The organism is Salinicola corii (assembly GCF_008298015.1).
GTDB lineage: Bacteria > Pseudomonadota > Gammaproteobacteria > Pseudomonadales > Halomonadaceae > Salinicola > Salinicola corii.
This window is the reverse complement of record NZ_VTPX01000003.1, coordinates 115,092-131,935: the sequence shown is the minus strand read 5'-3', so window position 1 is coordinate 131,935 and position 16,844 is coordinate 115,092. Positions and strand designations below refer to the sequence as shown.

Annotated in this window: 11 protein-coding genes; 4 read left to right on the top strand and 7 right to left on the bottom strand. The window is 64.5% G+C overall.

The window, feature by feature from the left end:
* Positions 1-1,452: a glyceraldehyde-3-phosphate dehydrogenase gene (locus tag F0A16_RS07040; protein WP_149434689.1), complete on the bottom strand. Its 1,452-nt coding sequence runs from the start codon at positions 1,450-1,452 to the stop codon at positions 1-3.
* Positions 1,453-1,764: 312 nt separating this feature from the next.
* Here F0A16_RS07040 and mfd point away from each other — a divergent pair, with 312 nt between their 5' ends.
* The gene (gene mfd / locus F0A16_RS07035) at positions 1,765-5,214 is read left to right on the top strand and encodes a transcription-repair coupling factor (protein WP_149434688.1); all 3,450 of its coding nucleotides are present in this window, start codon (positions 1,765-1,767) and stop codon (positions 5,212-5,214) included.
* An 18-nt stretch (positions 5,215-5,232) separates the two neighbouring features.
* Here mfd and F0A16_RS07030 read toward each other — a convergent pair whose 3' ends face one another.
* Together F0A16_RS07030 and F0A16_RS07025 are read right to left on the bottom strand one after the other, a co-directional pair.
* The gene (locus F0A16_RS07030) at positions 5,233-6,660 is read right to left on the bottom strand and encodes a sodium:solute symporter family protein (protein WP_149434687.1); all 1,428 of its coding nucleotides are present in this window, start codon (positions 6,658-6,660) and stop codon (positions 5,233-5,235) included.
* Positions 6,661-6,725: 65 nt separating this feature from the next.
* Complete coding sequence (locus tag F0A16_RS07025) at positions 6,726-7,865, bottom strand: metallophosphoesterase (protein ID WP_223119731.1); 1,140 nt, start codon at positions 7,863-7,865, stop codon at positions 6,726-6,728.
* A 223-nt stretch (positions 7,866-8,088) separates the two neighbouring features.
* Here F0A16_RS07025 and F0A16_RS07020 point away from each other — a divergent pair, with 223 nt between their 5' ends.
* Entirely contained in the window at positions 8,089-9,744 is a 1,656-nt protein-coding gene (locus F0A16_RS07020) for an FMN-binding glutamate synthase family protein (RefSeq protein WP_149434686.1), read from the top strand.
* 57 nt (positions 9,745-9,801) lie between these two features.
* Here the strand turns inward: F0A16_RS07020 and F0A16_RS07015 are convergent, their stop codons facing one another.
* On the bottom strand, positions 9,802-10,773 hold the full coding sequence (locus F0A16_RS07015) for a cation diffusion facilitator family transporter (protein ID WP_149434685.1): 972 nt from the start codon (positions 10,771-10,773) through the stop codon (positions 9,802-9,804).
* Positions 10,774-10,910: 137 nt separating this feature from the next.
* Here F0A16_RS07015 and F0A16_RS21670 point away from each other — a divergent pair, with 137 nt between their 5' ends.
* A complete protein-coding gene (locus F0A16_RS21670; RefSeq protein WP_187775930.1) occupies positions 10,911-11,072 on the top strand; it encodes a hypothetical protein in 162 nt (53 codons plus the stop codon).
* Positions 11,073-11,328: 256 nt separating this feature from the next.
* Here F0A16_RS21670 and F0A16_RS07010 read toward each other — a convergent pair whose 3' ends face one another.
* The 3 genes from F0A16_RS07010 to topA form a co-directional block, all read right to left on the bottom strand.
* Entirely contained in the window at positions 11,329-11,571 is a 243-nt protein-coding gene (locus tag F0A16_RS07010; protein WP_149434684.1) for a hypothetical protein, read from the bottom strand.
* 124 nt (positions 11,572-11,695) lie between these two features.
* The gene (locus tag F0A16_RS07005; RefSeq protein WP_149434683.1) at positions 11,696-12,154 is read right to left on the bottom strand and encodes a DUF6586 family protein; all 459 of its coding nucleotides are present in this window, start codon (positions 12,152-12,154) and stop codon (positions 11,696-11,698) included.
* Positions 12,151-14,772 (bottom strand): type I DNA topoisomerase, encoded by a 2,622-nt coding sequence (topA, locus tag F0A16_RS07000; protein ID WP_149434682.1) that lies wholly within the window; start codon positions 14,770-14,772, stop codon positions 12,151-12,153. The genes F0A16_RS07005 and topA overlap by 4 nt, the downstream gene beginning before the upstream one ends.
* 564 nt (positions 14,773-15,336) lie before the next feature.
* Between topA and pyk the strand changes: the two genes are divergently transcribed.
* Complete coding sequence (pyk, locus tag F0A16_RS06995) at positions 15,337-16,800, top strand: pyruvate kinase (protein WP_149434681.1); 1,464 nt, start codon at positions 15,337-15,339, stop codon at positions 16,798-16,800.
* The last annotated feature ends 44 nt before the right edge of the window (positions 16,801-16,844 follow it).

Genomic DNA, 16,844 nt, shown 5'->3' with positions numbered 1-16,844 from the left:
TCAGGACGTGGAGGGAAGGTAACGGTGGCAAACCCGGGACATGTACTGAAGAATTCGCACCACCTGACAGCTGTAACCGAATTCATTGTCGTACCAGACATAGAGCACGGCTTGTTTGCCATCGGCGATGGTCGCCTTGGCATCCAGCACGCCGGCATGACGGTTACCGACGAAATCCGATGACACCACCTCCGGCGAGTCGACATAGTCGATCTGCTTGTGCATCGGGGAGTGCAGCGCCATCTGGCGCAGATACTCGTTGAGCGCCTCGCGGTCGGTTGCCCTGCCGAGCGAAAGGTTCAGGATCGCCATCGAGACATTGGGCGTCGGCACCCGGATCGCGTTGCCAGTCAACTTGCCCGAGAGCGCCGGTAGTGCCTTGGCTACCGCCTTGGCCGCGCCAGTTTCCGTCAACACCATGTTGAGCGGCGCACTGCGACCGCGACGGTCCCCCTTGTGATAGTTGTCGATCAAATTCTGGTCGTTGGTGTAGGAATGAACGGTCTCGACGTGGCCGTGGACGATGCCGTACTCGTCGTCGATCGCCTTCAGCACCGGGACGATGGCGTTAGTGGTGCAGGAAGCCGCCGAAACGATGCGATCGTCGTCGCCGATGGTCTGGTGGTTGATGCCGTGGACGATGTTCTTGAGGTCGCCCTTGCCTGGCGCCGTCAGCAGGACCTTGGAAACACCTCGGGCTTCCAGGTGCTGGGCCAGGCCCTCGCGGTCACGCCACTTGCCGGTATTGTCGACCACGATGGCATTGTCGATGCCATAGGCGGTGTAATCGATCTCGGCCGGGGAGTCGGCATAGATGATACGGATGTAATGGCCGTTGGCGATCAGCGCACGGTTGTCGTAGTCGACGTCGATCGACCCGGAGAAAGGTCCATGCACGGAGTCGCGGCGCAGCAGGCTGGCACGTTTCTCGAGATCGTCGCCGCTGCCGCGCACGACGATGGCGCGCAGGCGCAGCAGATTGCCGCCCCCCGCCTTCTCGATCATGATCCGGGCAAGGATGCGCCCGATGCGCCCGAAACCGTAGAGCACCACATCCTGGGGCTCGCCACCCATGCCGCTGCTGTCGTGACAGCCCACGATATCGGCCAGTTCACGCTTGAGAAACGCCACGACGTCGCTCTCGCCGGCATTCTTGAACGCCACGCCCAGACGCCCGATATCGATATGTGCGGGACCCAGCTCGAGCTCGGTCATCGCCCGCACCATCGGCAGCGTATCGGCGACGGACAGCTCGGTGCCCTCGACCTTGCGGACGTAACGATGGTTCTTGAGAATTCGCGTGACCGAGCGATTGATCAACGACCGACCGAACAGCGACGGAATCACGTTGTACTGGCGATAGAGCTTGCCCAGCAGTGGAATCATCTCCTCCGCGCGAGCTTCGTTGTCCTGCCACTGCTGGAAGACGGTATCGAGCTGATCCTGACTCACAAGCTTGTCTCTCTCTGGTCGAATTGACGGTCGAACAGGCTCGTCGAGCCAACCGTTCCACCGGGTGGTGAGGTTCGTCGCTCGGGCAAGTGGCCAGCATCGCTGAACGGTATCGAGTCGACTCAAAAACCCCATTATTATCCTCACCCTACGAAACACGCCGCAATCATTGCGTGGTCGCAACTGTTGTAGTTTCACTACAAAGGTCGTAGCCGACAGACCCCACGAGAAACAAGAAATATGACTCGGCGCCCCCGGCCACGCCACGGCCTGCTATCATCCCTCAACGTAAATTCGTCGCTCGAAAGGCCCATGTCGCATTTCACACCGCTCGCCCCACCGCTGCCGACCGGCAAGCGCGATACCACCTATTGCCAACTGCCGCAGGGAAGCGCGACCGCGCTGACCCTCGCACGGATCGCCGATGATGCGCCATTGCTGGTCGTCACGCCTGACACGGCCAGCGCACAGCGTCTCGAAAGCAACCTGCGCTTCTATGCCACGGTTCCGGTCATGCCCTTCCCCGACTGGGAGACGCTGCCCTACGACAGCTTCTCGCCGCATCAGGACATCGTCTCCGCGCGACTGAGGACGCTGCGCGAGCTTCAGGAGGGTACGCAAGGGATCGTGCTGGTATCGGTCAACACCCTGATGCAGCGGCTGCCGCCGAGAGATTACGTGGCGGGCCGCGTGTTGACGCTGGCGACCGGCGATCGGCTCGACCGGGAAAGCTTCCGCGGGCGCTTGTCCCGCGCCGGCTACCGGGCAGTGGAGACGGTCTACGAACCCGGTGAATATGCCATGCGCGGTTCGCTGATCGACCTCTTCCCCATGGGGGTCGATTCACCGTTGCGGATCGATCTGTTCGATGATGAAATCGACACCCTCCGACGTTTCGATCCCGATACCCAGCGCACCCAAGACAAGATCGAGCATATCGATCTACTGCCGGCCCATGAATACTCGCTGTCGCGCTCGGCCATCGCCTGCTTTCGCGAAGGCTTCGAAACGCTCTTCGATGTCGATCCGCGCCAGTGCCCGCTCTACGTCGACGCGATCAAGGGCATTCCCTCGCCGGGGCTCGAACAGTATCTGCCCCTGTTCTTCGAGGAGACGGCCACCCTCTTCGAGCATCTCGCGGACCGGACCCGGGTCGCGCTGCTGCCCGACGTCTTCGCCGCCGCCGAGCATCATTGGCGTTCGATCGAGGGCCGCTTTGACAACCTCGGTGTCGACCCGACCCGCCCGCTGCTGCCGCCGGCGAAAGCGTTCGTGCCTGCCGCGGAGGTCTTCGCCGCGATCAAGCAGCACCCGCGACTCGAATTCGTGACGGACCCGGAGGCGCCTCACGTCATCCCCAGCGCGACCCAGCCGGCGCCGGCGGTGGCGATCAACGCCCGGGCCCAGCACCCGTTGGCGACGCTGGAAACCTTCCTCGACTCGCATCGCGGCCTGCGCATCCTGTTCGTCGCCGAATCCCGGGGTCGACGCGAGGCGCTGGACGAAGCCCTGGCCCCGCTGCATCGCGACATTCCGCATGTCGAGAACTGGCGCAACTTCCTCGACGGCAGCCAGCCCCTGGCGATCACCGAAGGCGCGCTGGACGAAGGCCTGTGGCTGGGCGACCCCGAGCTCGCGGTGATCACCGAGACCGAGCTCTACGGTGAAGTCGTGCGTCAGAGCCGGCGCCGCGCCAAGGCCACCGACGACAACGAGCTGGCCGTGCGCCATCTCTCCGAATTGCGGCCGGGTTCGCCGGTGGTCCATCAGCACCATGGCGTGGGTCGCTACCAGGGGCTGGAGATGCTCACGGCGGGCGGCCAGGCAGCGGAATTCCTGGCCCTGGAGTACGCCGGCGGCGCCAAGCTCTACGTGCCGGTCGACAACCTGCAGTTGATCTCCCGCTACGCCGGCGCCAGCGACGAGCTCGCACCGCTGCACAAGCTGGGCTCGGACAGCTGGGACAAGGCCAAGCGAAAGGCGGCCGAGAAAGTCCGCGATACCGCCGCCGAGCTCCTCGATATCTACGCGCGACGAGAGGCCCGGGAGGGGTTTGCCAGCGACATGCCCGGCGACGAATATCTGCGCTTCGCGGCCAGTTTTCCGTTCGAGGAGACGCCCGACCAGCACGCCGCCATCGAGGCCGTGATCGGGGACATGACCGCGCCGCGCCCGATGGATCGCGTCGTCTGTGGCGACGTCGGCTTCGGCAAGACCGAAGTCGCCATGCGCGCCGCCTTCCTGGCCGTCAACTCGGGCCGCCAGGTGGTGGTGCTGGTACCCACCACCCTGCTCGCCCAGCAGCACTACGACAACTTCCGCGACCGCTTCGCCGATACCGCGGTACAGATCGAAATGCTGTCGCGCTTCACCGGCGGCAAGGGCGAAAGCGATGCCTTGAAGCGGATCGCCGAGGGGCGTGCCGATATCGTCATCGGCACCCACAAGCTGCTTTCCCGGTCGGTCAAGTTCTCCAACCTGGGCCTGATGATCATCGACGAGGAGCACCGCTTCGGGGTCGCACAGAAGGAGCGCCTCAAGCAGATGCGCGCCGAGGTCGACATCCTCACGCTGACGGCCACGCCCATCCCGCGAACGCTCAACATGGCCATGAACGGGATACGGGACCTGTCGATCATCGCCACGCCGCCGGCGCGACGCCTCTCGGTCAAGACCTTCGTACAACAGCGCAACGAGCCGGTGGTCAAGGAAGCGATCCTCCGCGAAGTGCTGCGCGGCGGCCAGGTCTATTTCCTTCACAACGAAGTCCGGACGATCGAGTCCAGCGCCGAGAAGATCCGTGAACTGGTACCGGAAGCGCGGGTCGGCGTGGCCCACGGCCAGTTGCCGGAACGGGCGCTGGAGCGGGTCATGTCGGACTTCTACCACAAGCGTTTCAACGTGCTGGTCTGCTCGACCATCATCGAGACCGGCATCGACGTTCCCAGTGCCAACACCATCATCATCGAGCGTGCCGACAAGTTCGGACTGGCCCAGTTGCACCAGCTACGCGGGCGCGTCGGACGCAGTCATCACCAGGCTTACGCCTACCTGCTGACACCACCACCCAAGGCGATGACCAAGGACGCGATCAAGCGTCTCGAGGCCATTACCCAGAGCGACGACCTCGGCGCCGGCTTCACGCTCGCCAGTCACGACATGGAGATCCGTGGCGCCGGCGAACTGCTCGGCGACGAACAGAGCGGTCAGATGGAGACCGTCGGCTACAGCCTCTACATGCAGATGCTGGATCGCGCAGTCAAGGCCATCCGCGCCGGCAAGACGCCCAATATCGAAGCCCCGCTCGACGACGGCACCGAAATCAGTCTCAACCTGCCGGCCCTGATCCCCGACGACTATCTGCCGGACATTCAGCAGCGCCTGATCATGTACAAGCGGATCAGCAGCGCGGCCGACGAGGCGGACCTCAAGGAGCTGCAGGTGGAGATGATCGACCGCTTCGGCCTGTTGCCGGCGCCGCTCAAGACCCTGTTCCGCCAGACCGGGCTGCGCCAGCGCGCCGAACGGCTCGGCATCGCCAAGCTGGAGGCCGGCGCCGAGCGCGGACGCGTGATCTTCGGTCCGGACCCGCGGGTCGACCCGATGACGCTGGTCGAGTTGATCCAGCGCCATCCCGGCGAGTACAAGCTCGACGGCGCCGATACTCTGCGCTTCCATGGCGACATGGAGAGGGAGGAGGATCGCCTCCAGCGCATCGACCAGCTGCTGGATACGTTCAACCGCAAGGCAAAGGCGGCTTGAGGCGAGTGCCGGCGACGATCAGGTTGCCCTGACCGGTGCCGCCGCTCGTGCCGCGATCAACGATCCCGCCGCCAGCACCAGGATCGAAACCGGCAGGCCAATGAAGACCGGGTGCCAACCCAACGGCTGGCCGGCGACCTGCCACAGCAGTGCCGTCAACAGGCCGATCCACATCGACGCCAGGCCGGCCCTCGGCGACAGCCGGGGCCAGATCAGCGCGGCAAGCACCGGTGCCAGCAGGCCGGATACCAGCATCGCCGAGCCGAGAATCCACATCTGTACCAGGTTGGGCAGATAGAGTGCCAGCGCCAGCGCGATCAGGGACATCAGCACCACGGAAAGGCGGCTGTAGCGCAGCAGCGTGCGCTCGTCGGTCCGCTTCAGCCGGGGCCGGATGATATCGTTGGCGATGGAGGATGCCCCCGCGATGAAGAAGGAATCGGCGCACGAGATGACGGTCGACAGCAGCGCCACGATCATCAGCGCCACCAATGGCAGCGGCAACACCTCCTGGATGATCGCGTAATAGACCAGGCCGGGATCGGCGAGATCCAGATCGAGCCCGATGGCGGCCAGCACCCCCAACACCACGACGACGGCGCCGGTCAGGAAGGCGACCGTCAACCCGATCCAGTACGCCCAGCGAATGGTGGCGAGGCTCTTCGCCGCCCAGATCCGTTGCCACAGATCCTGCCTCACGAACTGATAGGCGCCGATGGTGAGGAACAGTACCGCCAGCTCCTGCAGCGTGATGCCGCCGAACTGCAGCATGTCGCGCTGCCCGCCGGCCGCGGCCAGCCGCTCGATCTCGCCCCAGCCACCCAGGCGCAGGTAGACGACCGCCAGCAGCACGATGACCGCCACGGTCTGCAGCGTGCCGAGCACGGCATCGGACCAGATCACCGCCTTGAGCCCGCCCAGGTAGGTCTTGAGCGTCAGCAGCAGCCACGCGATCAGGATGCCGGCGGTGACGCTGAGCCCGAACACCAGGTGGAGGATGGAAGCGATGGCGACGAACTGCATGCCGGTGATGGCGCAGTAGGCGCACAGGATGCTGACGATGGTCGGGATCCTGGCACGATCGCCGAAGCGCAGTGCGGTGAAATCGGCGATCGAGACCATGTCGTGCTGCTCGCCGACCTCGCGGATCCGGCGCAGGAAGAAGACCGCCAGCAGGATGCTGGTCACGGTGAACGATCCCGGCAGCCATATCTGGCCCAACCCGCCGACGTACCCCTGGCTCATCGCGCCCAGCAGCACGGAGCCGCCGATCGCCGTGCCGACGATGGTCAGGATCATCGGGAACAGCGAGGCGGAGCGGCCGGCCAGATTGTAATCCGCGTAGGTCTTCGTCAGTCGATAGAAGTAGGCCGCGTAGCCGATCAACAGGAAAAAGCAGACCGCCACCACCACACCGAGAATCCAGCGTTCCGTTGCATCGAACATGGGCCCATCCTTTATCGTTGTCGTCGGATTCAGCCTAATCGCCCGTCAAGGCAATGCGAAGCGCTTCAGGTTCGGCTCGCCCCCGGCGCGCGAGTCAATCGAATCCGGGTGATCTCCGCCGGCGCAACGAACCGCATCGGCGGTCCCCAGTAACCGGTACCCCGGCTGGTGTAGACCCACATCCGCCCCTGTCTCCCCAGCCCGGCCAGGAACCGGTTGGCCCGGCGTGCCAGCAGGCTCCAGGGCCACATCTGGCCGCCATGGGTGTGCCCGGACAGCTGCAGATCGAACCCGGCCTCCGCCGCCTCGGGGGCGGAGTTGGGCTGGTGGGCGAGCAGCAGCCTGGTGGCACCCTCCGGAATGCCCCTCGCGGCGGCCAAAGGATCGCTACGATGCGCCGCGACATAGTACCCAGCGGTCAGGTCGGTAATGCCGGCAACCGCCAGTATGCTGCCGTCGCGCTCGATGCATTCGAACTCATTGACCAGCACTCGCAGGCCCAGGCGTCGAAGCGCCGCCACCCAGGCTTCGGCTTCACTGTAATATTCATGATTGCCGGTCACGCAGAAGGTGCCGTACCGGGAAGTCAGGTCAGCCAGCGGCGCGACCTCCTCCTCCAGCTCGGAGACCCGGCCATCGGTCAGGTCCCCGGTGATCGCGACCATGTCCGGCGCCAGTGCGTTGCAGCGCTCGACGATGCGCCGAAGATGGGCTCGCTTGATCGTCGGGCCGACGTGAAGGTCGCTCAACTGCAGGATGGCGAACCCCTCGAGCGCCGCGGGAAGCCCGGCCACGGCAACCGACACCTCGACCACCCGCGGAACCCGGCGTGCCTGCCAGACGGCGTAGGCCGACAGCAGCAGGGTCGCCGCCAGGACGGTCCAGGCAGTGATGGAGATCGCGGCGCTCGACGGCGCAGCGATGAGCCACCATCCCGCAAGCAAAATGTCGCGGGCGAGAGTGAGCTGGAGCAGGAACGAAAAGACGCCAGTCATCAAGGCGACAGGCCATGCCAGCCAACGCCCGTTGAGCCAGGTCACCCGGATTACCAGGGGTATCGCCAGTGCGCTGCAGAGCAGATAGCCGGCTACGATGACGCTGCCCAACGTGCCCGCCGACAGCCCCGGCAGCAGACGCCAGCCGACATAACCGTGGAGGACCAGCAGGATCAGTCGCAGACGCAGGAACGATCGATGATGTCGCAAGTGCGGCATTCCTTGCATTGGGTGCGAAAAGGTCCGACGTATCGGAATTCGAAAGGTCGACAGGTCACCGCAGCGCCCACCGGATCCAGGTTGCGACGCGTCCGGAACGGTGTCTCAAAATAGCGTCGAGTGACGTTGGCCGCAACGCCGGGCCGTGCGCTATTCTTGACCGCGACGACACCCAGTGTCGTCGTTATTTCACCTGCCCGGAGCCGATGTCCGCATGAGCCAAGCCACTGGCCTCTCGCGTCTGCCACTACGCAACGCCACCTTTATTGCCAGCCTCTGCCTGCTGGTCGTTTCCCTGCTCGGCCTCACCTCCTCCTCGCACTGGTGGTGGGGCGTCGTCATCTTCGGCGGGCTGTCCTGGCTCGGGTTTCACGACATTCGCCAGAAGCATCGCACCATCAGCCGCAACTATCCGATCCTGGCGCACTGCCGCTATATCCTCGAGTCGATCGGCCCCGAGATTCGCCAGTATTTCATTCAGTCCGATCTCGACGAGCGCCCGTTCTCCCGTGAACAGCGCGCCGTCATCTATCAGCGTGCCAAGAACGAAAGCGACAAGAAGCCTTTCGGCTCCCTGATCGACATGTACGCTCCCGGCCACGAATGGATCAACCACTCGCTTCGGCCGACCCACATCGAGGACAGCGACTTCCGCGTCCGGGTCGGCGGCAGCCTCTGCAGCCAGCCCTACGCCGCCAGCGTGTTCAACGTCTCGGCGATGAGCTTCGGCTCCCTCTCCGGCAACGCCATCGAGGCACTCAACGCCGGTGCCCGCAAAGGCGGCTTCTACCACGACACCGGCGAGGGCTCCATCTCCCGCTATCACCGGATTCACGGCGGCGACCTGGTCTGGGAGATCGGCTCCGGTTACTTCGGCTGCCGCCACGACGACGGCAGCTTCAACGAGGAGCGGTTCGCCGCCAACGCGCGCGACGAGCAGGTCAAGATGATCGAGATCAAGCTGTCGCAGGGCGCCAAGCCGGGCCACGGCGGCATTTTGCCCGCGGCCAAGGTCACCGCCGAGATCGCCGAGGCTCGCGAGGTGCCCATGGGCGAGGACGTGGTCTCGCCGGCCGGCCATAGCGCCTTCTCGACGCCACTGGAACTGATGACGTTCATCGGCCGCTTGCGCGAACTCTCCGGCGGCAAGCCGGTCGGCTTCAAACTCGCCATCGGCCATCCCTGGGAATGGTTCGCGATGGTCAAGGCGATGCGGGAAACCGGTCAGCGCCCCGACTTTATCGTCGTCGATGGCGGCGAAGGCGGCACCGGTGCCGCGCCGCTGGAATTCATCAATCGCCTCGGCGTGCCGCTGACCGAGGCCCTGATGTTGGTACACAACACCCTGGTAGGCGCCGGGCTACGCGAGGAGATAAAGATCGGTGCCGCCGGCAAGATCACCTCCGGATTCAATATCGCCCGGACCCTGGCGCTGGGCGCCGACTGGTGCAACGCAGCACGGGGCTTCATGTTCTCGCTGGGCTGTATCCAGGCGCTCAACTGCCACTCCGACAAGTGCCCTAGCGGCGTGGCGACCCAGGACCCGAAGCGCAGCCGGCACCTGGACGTCGCCGACAAATCCGAGCGGGTCTACAACTTCCACCGCAACACGCTCAAGGGCCTGGCCGAGATGCTGGCCGCGGCCGGGCTGCAGCATCCCGCGGAGCTGGGTCCGGAGCACATCATCCGGCGCGTCTCCGCCGACGAGATCCAGTCCTACGACAAGCTGTTCACCTTTCTGCAGCCGGACGAACTGCTCAACGGCAACAGCCGCCACACCGTCTTCCAGAACTACTGGGAGGAGGCGCGCCCGGACTCCTTCCTGCCTCCCGCCCAGATCGCCGAACTGCGACTGACCAAACTGCGCTGAGATCTCGGGCCGGACATACGGCAGTCTCCCGACTGCCGCCCCGGTCCGGCTCCGCCTTTATATCTTCTCGCCGTCCGTCTCCGCCCCGCCCCCCACGGGGTCGAGCCCCGCGCTGGGCGCCGCCCAGCGCCGGTCGCCGGTGAACAGCGTCTCGACCAGTACCGGCGTCGATATTCGGCGCACGCAGGCATCGAGCGTCGCGCGCCACCAATCGGCCTCCGCGATCGAGAGCGGGTGCCCTTGCTCGAGCACGACGTGCACGGTGACGTAGAGCAACCGGCCAGGCCGGACCATGCGGATGTAGATGGCCTCGGTGGGAAGCGGTGCCAGCGCTGACGTGATCGCCGCACGGACGGGCTCGGCGACGGCGGGCAGCGGCGAACGGTTCAGCAGCTCCAGGATCGCGCGCCTGGCGACACGAATGGGGACCCCCAGACAGAGCAGCACGACGGCGATCACTAACCACGAGTCCACGTAGGGCACGATGGCGTGCCAGCCAAGGGCCTGCGCCACGGGGATCAGGCAGAACGCCAGCAGCACCGCTGCCGAGATCAGCGCGTTGACCCGCCAGTTTTCGATGTCGGCCTCGAGCAAGGGACTGCTGACATGACGACTGATGCGTTTCAGCGCGAAGGCAGTCGCCACGCAGGAGGCGGTCGCCAGGCACGCGTAGACGATCGAAATGCCGGCGGCGATGGCGTTACCGCCGGTCAGCAACGCGGTGACGGAGTTGAACAGTGCCAGTGCGGCGACGCCCAGCATGAGCAGGCCCTTGCAGGCGTTGACCATCGACTCGAAGTAGCCGTAACCGAACGGATAGGTGTCGTCGTCGGGGGAGACGACCAATCGCCCCACCCGTAGCGTGAAAAGACCGACCACGGCGTAGATCGCGTTGAACAGGCCATCGAGCAGAATCGCCTGGGAACCGGACAGCGCCGAGATCGTCAGCGCCAGGACCCCGATGAACGCGGCCACGGCCGTCGAAAGGCGAAGCGCACCGCTCTCGGTGACTGACCGGCCTGTCGCCATTGCCCCCTCCCCCGAATACGCTCTCGATATCATGGCTCTCGGGACGCCCGCCCCCGAAACGACGCAGCGGCCTTCACGATCTGTATAATGCGCCGTCAACGAAACGCCACACTATCGACTCAGGAGCCGCCAGCTCGATGGCCAACTACGCTTGGGTAATCTCCATGCTCGCGATGACCGTCGCGTTCCCCACCTTCTTCCTCTTCAGCGCCACACGACGCCGCAGCCTGCTGGTGATCGCGTTGGCTTCTGTCGCGACCGCCATCGTCACGGCGCTGATCGCAGGGCTGACCCAGTAGCATCGGGCGCGTCACTCGGCGTAATCGGGAGGCGATCGCGCGAAGATCGAAAAACCCCAGAGAGTGGCATTAGGGTTTGTACGAAAAGTCGGCGAGCGAAGGCAAGACCGGGGCGCGTAGCTAAGGCAAAAATCGGCGAAGACGGACCAGGCTGGCGCACCAGTTTACGGGGTGTCAATGAGCATCTTGACCGGGCTGGCGCACCAGCCGATTTTTAACCCCGTATTGCCGAGCGCAGACAGTTTTCGCATAGAGCCTAGTGCACGGTCGCGGGCGCTTCCTCGACGGTGTCTTCTTCGTCGCCCTCCCAGAGATGGGTGCGGGTGATCGCATGGTCGAGCATTTCGCGCGCCACATCGAAGCGGCTGCGGCGCAACAACTCGACGGCCTCCTCGGAAAAACGGATCGAGACCAGCGGCTCGCCCGTGGCCTCCGCTGGACGCAGCACCACCTCTCCATTGGCGAGTTCGACGATTTCCAGAATCGCGGTATCGGACACGGCTAACCTCTCTTGTCGTGGCGGTGACGACACAAATCAAAGATGAGACCAATAAAAAACGACCAGAGCCTAGGCCCCGGTCGTTGATGTCTATCTCCAGACTAACACGTTCGGCCAGAGTCAGTCACCATTCGCTACTGCCCTCGCGCAGGTCCGGCAGCAGGGCCTTGAATTCGCCAAGGCACCATCGCAGCGTGTTCCCTAGTGCGGGTTCGCCGGCACTGGCGATCAGCCCGGAGCGGGCATCCCGGCGGGCCGCACCGTCATCGCCGTGGAGCGCCTGCGCGCGTGACAGCAGCAGCGAAAGCCAACTGTCGGGGTCGCCGGCCAGCGCGCGCAGGCGCTCCAGCTCGGCGACGCTGACCGATGTGGCTCCCAGCCAGGCGCGCCAACCGTCGTGGGGCAGGTCGGTGTGCTCGGTGACCTCGCGCAGCAGCGCATCCAGCGCCAGCTCCATCTGCCCCAGCGCAGCCTCTTCCAGCGCCATGCGACGCGCCATCGCATGTTCGTCGTCACCCGGCTCGATCGCCAGCAGCAGCTCGGCCTGATAGAGCAGCTGATTGGTACGGGCCGGCGACGTCATTTTCGCTTGTCCTCCACCTGCCAGCGGCCATCTTCGTAGATCGCTCGCCAACCGGTTGCCTTGCCGTTCTCGTCGGTCATCACGAACTGGCTCTTCGCCTTGCGCGAGAACCGGATCTGCGCGGGCCGGCCATCCGGATCCTCGCTCGGCGCCTCGAGCAGGAAGTGGTACTTCTCTGGCAGGGCGTCAGCGTGCGCCTTGAGCTCCTTGACCAACGGTGGGCGCGTCTCCCGATTCTTGGGAAACTGGCTGGCCGCGAGGAACAGACCGCTGGCACCGTCTCGCAGCACGTAGTGGTCGTCGACCTTCTGGCAGGCCAGTTCCGGCATCGGGATCGGATCCATCTTGGGCGGTGCGACTTCCCCGCTTTTCAACAGCTTGCGAGTATTGCCGCAGGCCTCGTTGGTGCAGGCAAAGTACTTGCCGAAACGCCCGCTCTTGAGCTGCATCTCGGAACCGCACTTGTCGCACTCGATCACCGGGCCGTCGTAACCCTTGATCCGGAAGCGCCCCTGCTCGATCTCGTAGTAACCGTCGTCGTCGTTGCTGATGTAGAGCTTGCGCCCCTCGTCGATGAGATAGCTGTCCATCGCCGTACCGGTGTTCGGATTACGCCGCTTGGCACGCAGGGCCTCCGTCTCGGCGGCTTCGTCAGCCTCCGCCGGCACCGCCTCCTCTCCCGGGATCAGGTCGATGGTAGTCTTGCAGCGCTCTTTCGGCGGCAGGTTGTAGCCGGAACACCCCAGGAACACGCCGGTCGACGCGATCCGGATCTGCATCGGCCGGCCGCAGGTCGGGCAGGCGATATCGGTCTCGATCGGCTCGTTGGGCCGCATGCCCTCTTCGCCCTCGGCGCGCTCCAGCTTGCGCTTGAAATCGGCGTAGAAGGCATCGAGCAGCTGCTGCCAGTTCTCGTGCCCCTCGGCGACCTCGTCGAGGCGGTCTTCCATGCGCGCGGTGAAGCCGTAATCGAGCAGGTCGTTGAACGACTCCACCAGGCGATCGGTCACGATCTCGCCCAGCTTCTCGGCGTAGAAGCGCCGATTATCGAGCTTGGCGTAGCCCCTGTCCTGTATGGTCGAGATGATCGCCGCGTAGGTCGAGGGGCGTCCGATCCCCCGCTTCTCGAGCTCCTTGACCAGGCTGGCCTCGGTGTAGCGCGCAGGAGGCTTGGTGAAGTGCTGCTGAGGATCGATCCGGTCGACGGTGAGGCTCGCCCCCTCGCCGATGTCCGGCAGTTGGGTCTGCTCGTCCTTCTTGGCGATCGGCTTCATCACGCGGGTGTAGCCGTCGAACTTGAGCACACGGCCACGGGCCTTGAGCTCGAAGCCCGAGGTCTCGATCGTCAGGGTGGTGGCGAGATACTCCGCCGGCACCATCTGACAAGCCACGAACTGCCGCCAGATCAACTCGTAGAGCCGCTGGGCATCGCGCTCGACGGATAGGTCGTCCGCTCGCTGCCGGACATTGGAGGGACGAATGGCCTCGTGTGCCTCCTGGGCATTCTGCTTGCTCGAGTAGCGATTCGGCGCTTCCGGCAGATAGCGTTCGCCGAACTCCGACTGGATGTAGTCGCGTACACCGGCGACCGCATCCTGGGACAGGTTCGTCGAGTCGGTACGCATGTAGGTGATGTAGCCGCCCTCGTAGAGCCGCTGGGCCAGCGTCATGGTCTTCTTGACGGAGTAGCCCAGACGACCGCTCGCGGCCTGCTGCAGTGTCGAGGTGATGAACGGCGCGTTAGGCTTGGAACTGGTCGGCCGGGTTTCACGACTGGTGACTTCCAGCGTGTCCTGGCGCAGCGGGGCGATTCGCTCCAGGGTCTCCTGCTCGGAAGTCGGCCGAAATGCCTCACCGTTCTGACGCACAACCTCAAAGCGCACAGGCTCACCATCGGCGGTCACGGTATCCGCGTGCACGTCCCAGAACTCTTCCGGGACGAAAGCCCGGATATCGCGCTCCCGATCGACGATCAGGCGCACGGCTACCGACTGGACGCGCCCCGCCGAGAGCCCTCGAGCGACCTTGCTCCAGAGCAGCGGGGAAATCATGAAGCCGACCACGCGATCCAGGAAACGCCGGCTCTGCTGCGCCTCGACGCGGGCGATATTGAGGGTACCGGGCTGTTTGAAAGCCTCCTGGATGGCATTCTTGGTGATTTCGTTGAAGACCACCCGTTTGTAGCGGGAATCGTCGCCGCCAATGGTCTCTTTCAGATGCCAGGCGATCGCCTCCCCCTCGCGGTCCAGATCGGTCGCGAGATAGATGGTGTCGCTCTTGTCGGCGAGCCTCTTGAGCTCGTCGACCACTTTCTCCTTGCCCGGCAGAATCTCGTAGTTGGCCCGCCAGCCGTGCTCGGGATCGATACCCATGCGCCGGATCAGCTGGTCCCACTGCTTCTGTTTCTTGTAGCTCGCCTTCTCGTCCGGCGACATCTTGCGCGTGATCGCCGCCTGCTTGGCGCGCTCCTTGGGATCGCTGGCCTGCTTGGAGGAACCACTGGTCGGCAGATCACGAATATGCCCGACACTCGATTTCACCACGAAATCGTTGCCGAGATACTTGTTGATGGTCTTGGCCTTGGCCGGTGACTCGACGATAACCAGTGACTTGCCCATAGCGCTCCTGCTTCTTTATATCGTGCGGCGATCTTAATCGTGCGGCGACCGGTGACGTGCTCGACGGCCGCCTGGCTACCAGGGCCGGCCGGAAAATCCGCCTACCCTACCCTAGCCTTTCTCGAGGCGCCAGCCGTAGCTCGACTTTGAGCAGCAACGACAGCACCTTGTCAATGGCCCTCTATCATGGGGCTGACCGGTTGAATTCCAACCAGAGGATGTGGATTGTCCACGCGCTCCCTGCCTTCCCTTCATGTCATGCCCTCTTTGGCACGCTACACTCGGGCAGAGGTCGTCATCACCCTGTCGCGCGACCGTGATGCGATGCCAGTGGCTGCCGCCGGAACCCGCGCCATTTCCCGACGGTGCGAGGTGCGTCGGCGGCGCGGCTCTGTCCACGGTGGACCTGTCCATGATGGGCGTGTCCATGATGAAATAGCCCACCAATGGGCTCCGGACAGGATGGCTCGCTTGTTGTAAAATAACCACATGTCATCGCCGCGCTTCGATTCACCGATTTTCCAGCGCGGCGAGACGACTCACTCAGTTGCCAGGAGAATTTCCATGCAGCACGCGTTTCACGGCCCGATTCGCCGCACCAAGATCGTCGCCACCCTGGGGCCCGCCACGGATCGCGAGGGGGTGCTGGACGCCATCATCGAAGCCGGGGTCGACGTCGTTCGCTTGAACTTCTCCCACGGCAATCCCGAGGATCACCGGCGCCGCCTCAAGGCCGTACGCGAGGCGGCGGACCGTCACGGTCGAGCCGTGGCCGCACTCGGCGACCTGCAGGGCCCCAAGATCCGGATCGCCCGTTTTGCCGCAGAAGGCGGGGTGAAACTGGAAAAAGGGCAATCCTTCATACTCGACGTCTCGCTGGACCGCGACGCCGGCGACAGCGAGCGCGTCGGTTGCGACTACGAGGAGCTGGCGGACGACGTCGAGGCGGGCGACAAGCTGCTGCTGGATGACGGCCGGCTGGTACTCGAGGTCGACCGCATCGATGGCCCCCGGATCCATACCAAGGTCGTCGTCGGCGGCAAGCTGACCAACAACAAGGGCATCAACAAGCAAGGTGGTGGCCTGTCCGCCGCGGCCCTGACCGACAAGGACAAGGAAGATCTCAAGACGGCAATCGATATCGGCGTCGATTACCTCGCGGTCTCGTTCCCGCGCAGCGGCGCCGACATGCAGTACGCCCGCGAGCTGCTCGGCGAGGCCGGCCAGGAGATCGGCCTGGTCGCGAAAATCGAACGCGCCGAGGCCGTTGCCGACCCGGAAACCCTGGATGACATCATCCGTGCCTCGGAAGCCGTCATGGTTGCCCGCGGCGACCTTGGCGTCGAGATTGGCGACGCCCAGTTGATCGGAGTCCAGAAACGAATCATCGCGCGTGCCCGTACCCTCAACAAGGTCGTCATCACCGCCACCCAGATGATGGAATCGATGATCGAGTCGCCCCTGCCAACCCGGGCGGAGGTTTTCGACGTCGCCAACGCGGTTCTCGATGGCACGGACGCGGTCATGCTATCGGCGGAAACCGCCGCTGGCGACTATCCGGTGGAAACCATTCGCGCCATGAACCGGCTCTGCCTGGGTGCGGAGCGGGAACGCGCCGCGCAGCAGTCCCAGCACCGCATTCACGAAGGCTTCACTCGCATCGACGAAACCCTGGCGCTATCCGCGATGTACGCTGCCAACCACCTCTCCGGTGTCGTGGCGATCGCCTGCCTGACTGCCTCCGGCTACACGCCGCTGATCGCTTCGCGTATCCGGTCCGGACTCCCGATTGTGGCGCTGGCGGAGACGCCCATGGTTCAGCGTCGCATGGCACTATACCGGGGCGTGGTGTCACTGGTCTTCGACAGCTCGCGTTTCCCGTTGACCGAGATCAATGCCGGCGCAATCAAGGAGCTGGTCAGTCGCGGGCTCGCCGACAAAGGCGATCATGTCATTCTGACCCGAGGCGACCACATGAACGCCCATGGCGGTACCAACACCATGAAGATCATCCAGGTCGAGGAGTAAGCCGTGGCGTCAGGCGCCACGCGTCCGATCCACTGAACGACAAA

Coding starts and splice junctions, on each gene's coding strand:
- mfd (WP_149434688.1), top strand. CDS start 1,765: ATGTCGCATTTCACACCGCTCGCCCCACCGCTGCCGACCGGCAAGCGC.
- F0A16_RS07030 (WP_149434687.1), bottom strand. CDS start 6,660: ATGTTCGATGCAACGGAACGCTGGATTCTCGGTGTGGTGGTGGCGGTC.
- F0A16_RS07020 (WP_149434686.1), top strand. CDS start 8,089: ATGAGCCAAGCCACTGGCCTCTCGCGTCTGCCACTACGCAACGCCACC.
- F0A16_RS07015 (WP_149434685.1), bottom strand. CDS start 10,773: ATGGCGACAGGCCGGTCAGTCACCGAGAGCGGTGCGCTTCGCCTTTCG.
- F0A16_RS21670 (WP_187775930.1), top strand. CDS start 10,911: ATGGCCAACTACGCTTGGGTAATCTCCATGCTCGCGATGACCGTCGCG.
- F0A16_RS07005 (WP_149434683.1), bottom strand. CDS start 12,154: ATGACGTCGCCGGCCCGTACCAATCAGCTGCTCTATCAGGCCGAGCTG.
- topA (WP_149434682.1), bottom strand. CDS start 14,772: ATGGGCAAGTCACTGGTTATCGTCGAGTCACCGGCCAAGGCCAAGACC.
- pyk (WP_149434681.1), top strand. CDS start 15,337: ATGCAGCACGCGTTTCACGGCCCGATTCGCCGCACCAAGATCGTCGCC.